General features: G+C 70.9%; 5 protein-coding genes. All 5 read left to right on the top strand.

What is annotated here, in order from left to right:
• Nucleotides 1–764: methylmalonyl-CoA mutase family protein (locus VFO68_RS20460; protein WP_325159945.1), on the top strand; the 764-nt coding region annotated here is incomplete at its 5' end.
• The gene (gene scpA, locus VFO68_RS20465; RefSeq protein WP_414635538.1) at nt 761–2896 is read left to right on the top strand and encodes a methylmalonyl-CoA mutase; all 2136 of its coding nucleotides are present in this window, start codon (nt 761–763) and stop codon (nt 2894–2896) included. The genes VFO68_RS20460 and scpA, both read left to right, overlap by 4 nt.
• Nucleotides 2896–3894 carry a methylmalonyl Co-A mutase-associated GTPase MeaB gene (meaB, locus tag VFO68_RS20470; RefSeq protein ID WP_325159946.1) on the top strand — a complete coding sequence of 333 codons (999 nt, stop codon included), beginning with the start codon at nt 2896–2898 and terminating at the stop codon, nt 3892–3894. The genes scpA and meaB overlap by 1 nt, the downstream gene beginning before the upstream one ends.
• Nucleotides 3895–3904: 10 nt before the next feature.
• Nucleotides 3905–4222, top strand: a complete 318-nt coding sequence (locus tag VFO68_RS20475; RefSeq protein ID WP_325159947.1) for a hypothetical protein — start codon at nt 3905–3907, stop codon at nt 4220–4222.
• A gap of 176 nt (nt 4223–4398) precedes the next feature.
• Entirely contained in the window at nt 4399–5685 is a 1287-nt protein-coding gene (locus VFO68_RS20480) for an amidohydrolase (protein WP_325159948.1), read from the top strand.
• Nucleotides 5686–6033 lie beyond the last annotated feature (348 nt).

Below are 6033 nucleotides of genomic sequence, written 5' to 3' on the forward strand. Positions count from 1 at the left end.
CCTACCACGAAGCCGGTGGCTCGGACGCCGAGGAGCTGGGCTGCGCGCTGGCCACCGCGGTCGCCTACCTGCGCGCGCTCACCTCGGCCGGGCTGTCCGCCGACGCGGCCGCCGCGCAACTCGAGTTCCGTTACGCCGCAACGGTCGACCAGTTCCTCACCATCGCCAAGCTGCGCGCGGCGCGGCGGTTGTGGGCCCGGGTCGCGCAGGTGTGCGGGATCGGCGACACCGGCTCGCGCCAGCACGTCGTCACCTCGCCGGCGGTGCTGACCAGGCGCGACCCGTGGGTGAACATGCTGCGCACCACGATCGCCTGTTTCGCCGCCGGGGTCGGTGGCGCGGACGCGATCACCGTGCTGCCGTTCGACTCCGCGGTCGGGCTGCCCGACGGGTTCGGCCGGCGCATCGCCCGCAACACCCAGTCGATCCTGCTCGAGGAGTCGCACCTGGACGCCGTGCTCGACCCGGCCGCCGAGTCCTGGTACGTGGAGCGGCTGACCAGCGACCTGGCCGAGGCCGCCTGGGCATGGTTCACCGAGATCGAGCGGGCCGGCGGGCTGACCGCGGCCCTGGACGCCGGGCTGATCGCCGACCGGCTGGCCCGGACCTGGCAGGCCCGGCGCGCCAACCTCGCGGCCGGCGCCGACAAGCTCACCGGGGTCACCGTGTTCGCCAACGCCGACGAGAAACCCCTGGTCCGACCGCCCGCGCCGGAGCCGCCCTCCGGTGGCCTGCCCCGGGTGCGTTACGAGGAGTTCCAGTGATACCTGACTTTTCCGACGTCAAGCTGGGTGAACCGGTCACCGACCGCCCGGCGGGGACCGGCCCGCACTGGCAGACGCCCGAAGGCATCGACATCAAACCCTTGTACACCAAGGAAGATCTCGACGGGCTGGACTTCCTGGACGGTTACCCGGGCATGGTGCCCTATCTGCGCGGGCCGTACCCGACCATGTACGTCAAGCAGCCGTGGACCATCCGGCAGTACGCCGGGTTCTCCACCGCCGAGGAGTCCAACGCCTTCTACCGGCGCAACCTCGCGGCCGGCCAGAAAGGACTGTCGATCGCGTTCGACCTGGCAACGCACCGCGGATACGACTCCGACCATCCGCGGGTGGCCGGCGACGTCGGCATGGCAGGCGTGGCGATCGACTCGATCTACGACATGCGGCAGTTGTTCGACGGCATCCCGCTGGACCAGATGACCGTGTCGATGACCATGAACGGCGCGGTGCTGCCGGTGCTCGCGCTCTACATCGTCGCGGCCGAGGAGCAGGGGGTGGCGCCGGCGAAGCTGGCCGGCACCATCCAGAACGACATCCTCAAAGAGTTCATGGTGCGCAACACCTACATCTATCCGCCCCGGCAGTCGATGCGCATCGTGTCCGACATCTTCGGCTACGCCTCGGCGAACATGCCACGGTTCAACTCGATCTCCATCTCCGGCTACCACATGCAGGAGGCCGGGGCCACCGCCGACCTGGAACTGGCCTACACGCTCGCCGACGGGGTGGAGTACATCCGCGCGGGGCTCGCCGCCGGGCTGCCGGTCGACTCGTTCGCCCCCCGGCTGTCCTTCTTCTGGGCCGTGGGCATGAACTTCTTCATGGAGGTGGCCAAGCTGCGCGCGGCCCGGCTGCTGTGGGCCAAGCTGGTCAAGCAGTTCTCGCCGGGTTCGGACAAGTCGCTGTCGTTGCGCACGCACTGCCAGACCTCCGGCTGGTCGCTGACCGCGCAGGACGTGTTCAACAACGTGATCCGCACCTGTGTCGAGGCCATGGCGGCCACCCAGGGGCACACGCAGTCCTTGCACACCAACGCGTTGGACGAGGCGCTGGCGCTGCCCACGGACTTCTCCGCGCGGATCGCCCGCAACACCCAACTGTTGCTGCAGCACGAGTCCGGGACCACCCGGGTGATCGACCCGTGGGGCGGCAGCGCGTTCGTCGAGCGGCTGACCTACGAGCTGGCCAAGCGGGCGTGGGGGCACATCGAGGAGGTCGAGAAAGCCGGCGGGATGGCGAAGGCGATCGACGCCGGGATCCCCAAGATGCGCATCGAGGAGGCCGCCGCGCGCACCCAGGCGCGGATCGACTCCGGGCGGCAGCCGGTGATCGGCGTGAACAAGTACCGGGTGGCCCTCGACGAGCAGATCGACGTGCTCAAGGTGGACAACGCCGGGGTGCGGGCGCAGCAGTTGGAGAAGCTGCGGCGGCTGCGTTCCGAGCGGGACGACGAGGTGGTGGCTTCCGCGTTGGCGGCGCTGCGCCGGGCCGCCGAGGGCACCGACAACCTGGTGCCGCTGGCCGTGGCGGCGGCCAGGGCGAAGGCGACCGTCGGGGAGATCTCCGAGGCGCTGGCCGCGGTCTGGGGGCGGCACTCGGCGCAGATCCGTACGATCTCCGGTGTGTACTCCGAAGAGGCCGGCGATGCGTCCAATGTGGACGCGACGCGCCGGCTGGTCGCCGATTTCGGTGAGGCGGAGGGCCGGCGGCCGCGGATCCTGGTGGCCAAGATGGGGCAGGACGGCCACGACCGCGGCCAGAAGGTGATCGCCACCGCGTTCGCCGACCTCGGCTTCGACGTGGACGTCGGACCGCTGTTCCAGACCCCGGGCGAGGTCGCGCGCCAGGCCGTCGAGGCCGACGTGCACATCGTCGGCGTCAACTCGCTCGCCGCCGGGCACCTCACGCTGGTCCCGGCGCTGCGTTCGGAGTTGGCGACGCTCGGGCGGGACGACATCATGATCGTGGTCGGCGGGGTCATCCCACCCGGCGACCACGACGAGCTGCGGGCCGCCGGGGCGACGGCGATCTTCGGGCCGGGCACGGTGATCGCGGACGCGGCCGGCGACCTGGTGCGCGCGCTCGCCTCGGCGCACGGGCACGCGCTGTAGTGGCTGCTCCCCTCGAACTGGGCGAGTACGTCAAGGGCGTGCTGGCCGCCGACCGCGGCATCCTGTCCAAGGCGATCACCCTGGTGGAGTCGCGCCGGGCGGATCACCGGAGTCTGGCTCAGGAACTGCTGGTCGAACTGCTGCCGCAGGCCGGCGGCGCGCACCGGGTGGGGATCACCGGGGTGCCGGGCGTCGGCAAGTCCACCTTCGTCGACGCGCTGGGCAGCATGCTGACAGCGGCCGGGCACCGGGTGGCGGTGCTCGCCGTCGACCCGTCCTCGACCCGGACCGGCGGCTCGATCCTCGGCGACAAGACCCGGATGGCCCGGTTGGCGGTGGACCCGGCGGCGTTCATCCGGCCGTCGCCCACCTCAGGGACACTCGGTGGGGTCGCCAAGGCCACCCGGGAGACGATCGTGCTGATGGAGGCCGCCGGGTACGACATCGTGCTGGTGGAGACCGTCGGCGTCGGTCAGTCCGAGGTCGCCGTGGCCAACATGGTCGACTGCTTCCTGCTGCTCACCCTGGCCCGCACCGGCGACCAGCTGCAGGGGATCAAGAAGGGCGTGCTGGAGCTCGCCGACGTGATCGCGGTGAACAAGGCCGACGGCGAGCACGCTCGGGAGGCGGGCCGGGCGGCCCGGGAGCTGGCCGGGGCATTACGGCTGCTGCGCTCACCCGAGGCGCGCTGGGTTCCGCCGGTGCTGACCTGCAGCGCGTTGGCCGGAACCGGTCTCACCGAGGTGTGGGCGGAGGTCGAACGGCACCACGCGACCCTCGCCGAATCGGGCGAACTGGACGACAAGCGGCGCCGGCAGCAGGTCGACTGGACCTGGACGATGGTGCGGGAAACCCTGCTCGCCCGGCTGCACGACGATGCCGGGGTGCGGCGGATCGCCCCGGAGTTGGAGCGCGAGGTGCGCGACGGCCGGCTCACGGCCACCCTGGCAGCGGAACGCATTCTGCAAGCTTTCGCGGACGGCGAGTCCCCCCAGTAGGGTGACCACCATGCGGCACATCGTCACCCGGTTCCTGGTTGCGGTAGTGTTCGCGCTGCTCACGGTCGTACCCGTCGCCTGCGCCACGAGCGTTTCGGCGAGCGCGACCGTCGGCCCGGCGAGCGTCGTCGCGGTGGAACAGCCGACCACGACGCCCAATCCGACCGCGCCGACCGGTCCGAACCTGACTCCGGAACAGCAGTCCGAAAGGGCGAAACAGAAGCTGGTTATCGGCGTTCTGGCTGTTCTGCTGCTGGGAATAGTGATCGGGGGACGGACCGTCCGGCGTAGGATCAGGAAGAAGAAGTCGGGTGCGGTCTCGTCATGATCGGTCATCGATTGTGATCGACTAGCCTGGCTGAATTTCGTTGGGCCGTTCGGCGCACGCCTGTTACCGGCGAGCCGATTGCCTAAGGAACCTTGTGCGAGGCTCCAGCATCGGTGGTGCACGATTTGCTGGAGTTTTTGTACCGAGGATGCCTGCCTGCGGGAGGAGGAATCGCGATGACCGTGGTCGACTCGCGGTCCGACAGGCCGTGGGACAGCCACGAGCCCGACGACGACCCCATCGTGCTGCTCACCAGCGACGGCGTCAGGATGCCTCCTGTGGAGGACATCGGCGTCGGGCGCGGGCCGTCCTGGCTTGATGACTGGATGGCGCGCAACGCGGCGGACGTGGTGGCGTGGTACCGGCATCTGCACGCCTACCCGGAGCTGTCCCGGCAGGAGTTCGCGACCACCGAACTGGTCGCCGGGCTGCTGGGTTCGGCCGGGCTGAAGCCCTGGGTGCTGCCCGCCGGCACCGGCCTGGTGTGCGAGTTCGGCTCCGGGGACCGGTGTGTGGCCCTGCGCGCGGACATGGACGCGTTGCCGCTCACCGAACTGACCGGGCTGCCGTACGCCTCGACCGTGGTCGGCGCCGCGCACGCGTGCGGGCACGACGCGCACACCTCGATGCTGGTCGCCGCCGGGCTGGCGCTGGCTTCGGCGCCGTCGCTGCCCGGCCGGGTGCGGCTGATCTTCCAGCCGGCCGAGGAGGTCATGCCGGGCGGCGCGCTCGACGTGATCGCCGCCGGCGGGGTGGACGGGGTCGACTCGATCTTCGGCCTGCACTGCGACCCCCGGCTCGAGGTGGGCCGGGTAGGCACCCGGGTCGGCGCGATCACCTCCGCCACCGACCTGCTCGAGCTTCAGCTCACCTCTCCGGGCGGACACACCTCCCGCCCGCATCTGACCGCCGACCTCGTGCACGCCCTCGGCCACGTGATCACCGGACTGCCCACGCTGCTGTCCCGCCGGGTGGACCCGCGGTCGGGCACCGTGCTGGTCTGGGGTTCCGTGCACGCCGGTGAGGCCGCCAATGCCGTGCCCCAGGACGGTGTCCTGCGCGGCACCCTGCGCACCGGCGACCACGAGGTGTGGGCCGACCTGGAACCCTTGGTCTCCGGGCTGGTCCAGTCCCTGCTCGCCCCCACCGGCGTCGGCTTCGAACTGCACCACCAGCGCGGCGTGCCCCCGGTGATGAACGAGCCGGAGTGCACCCAGATCCTCCGCGCCGGTGTCGAGTCGGCCCTCGGCCCCGACGCCGTCACCGGCACCAAGCAGTCCTCCGGCGGCGAAGACTTCGGCTGGTACCTGGAACAACTCCCCGGCTCCTTCGCCCGCCTCGGCGTCTGGTCCGGCGAAGGCGCACCCCCCGACCTCCACCAGCCCACCTTCCACCTGGACGAACGCGCCCTCCTCACCGGCGTCCGCGTCCTCACCCACACCGCCCTCGCCGCCCTCACCTAAAACCCGCGAGTCCCCACCTCAAGCCCGGCGAGTCCCCACTTCAGGCCCAGCGAGTCCCCACTTCCGGCCCGGCGAGTCCCCACTTCGCGCTCGGCGAGTTCCTGCTTCGCGCTCGGCGAGTTCCCACTTCGTGCCCGGCGAGTTCCCACTTCGTGCCCGGCGAGTTGCCGTTCCGGTCTGGCGAGTCCCCACTTCCGGCCTGGCGAGTTGCCGCTTCCGGCCCGGCGGGTCCCCTACTTCACGCCCGGCGGGTCCCCTACTTCGCGCCCGGCGAGTTGCCACTTTGCGCCCGGTGAGTCCCTCCCTTCGCGCCCGGGCTAGTTGCCGGTGGGGCAGTGAAGGCGAGTA

It is taken from the genome of Actinophytocola sp. (assembly GCF_035712165.1).
Classification (GTDB): Bacteria; Actinomycetota; Actinomycetes; order Mycobacteriales; family Pseudonocardiaceae; genus DASYTH01.

What these genes read in the sequence shown, in the direction of transcription:
- VFO68_RS20480 (WP_325159948.1), top strand. Translation starts at nt 4,399, where the DNA reads ATGACCGTGGTCGACTCGCGGTCCGACAGGCCGTGGGACAGCCACGAG.
- VFO68_RS20475 (WP_325159947.1), top strand. Translation starts at nt 3,905, where the DNA reads ATGCGGCACATCGTCACCCGGTTCCTGGTTGCGGTAGTGTTCGCGCTG.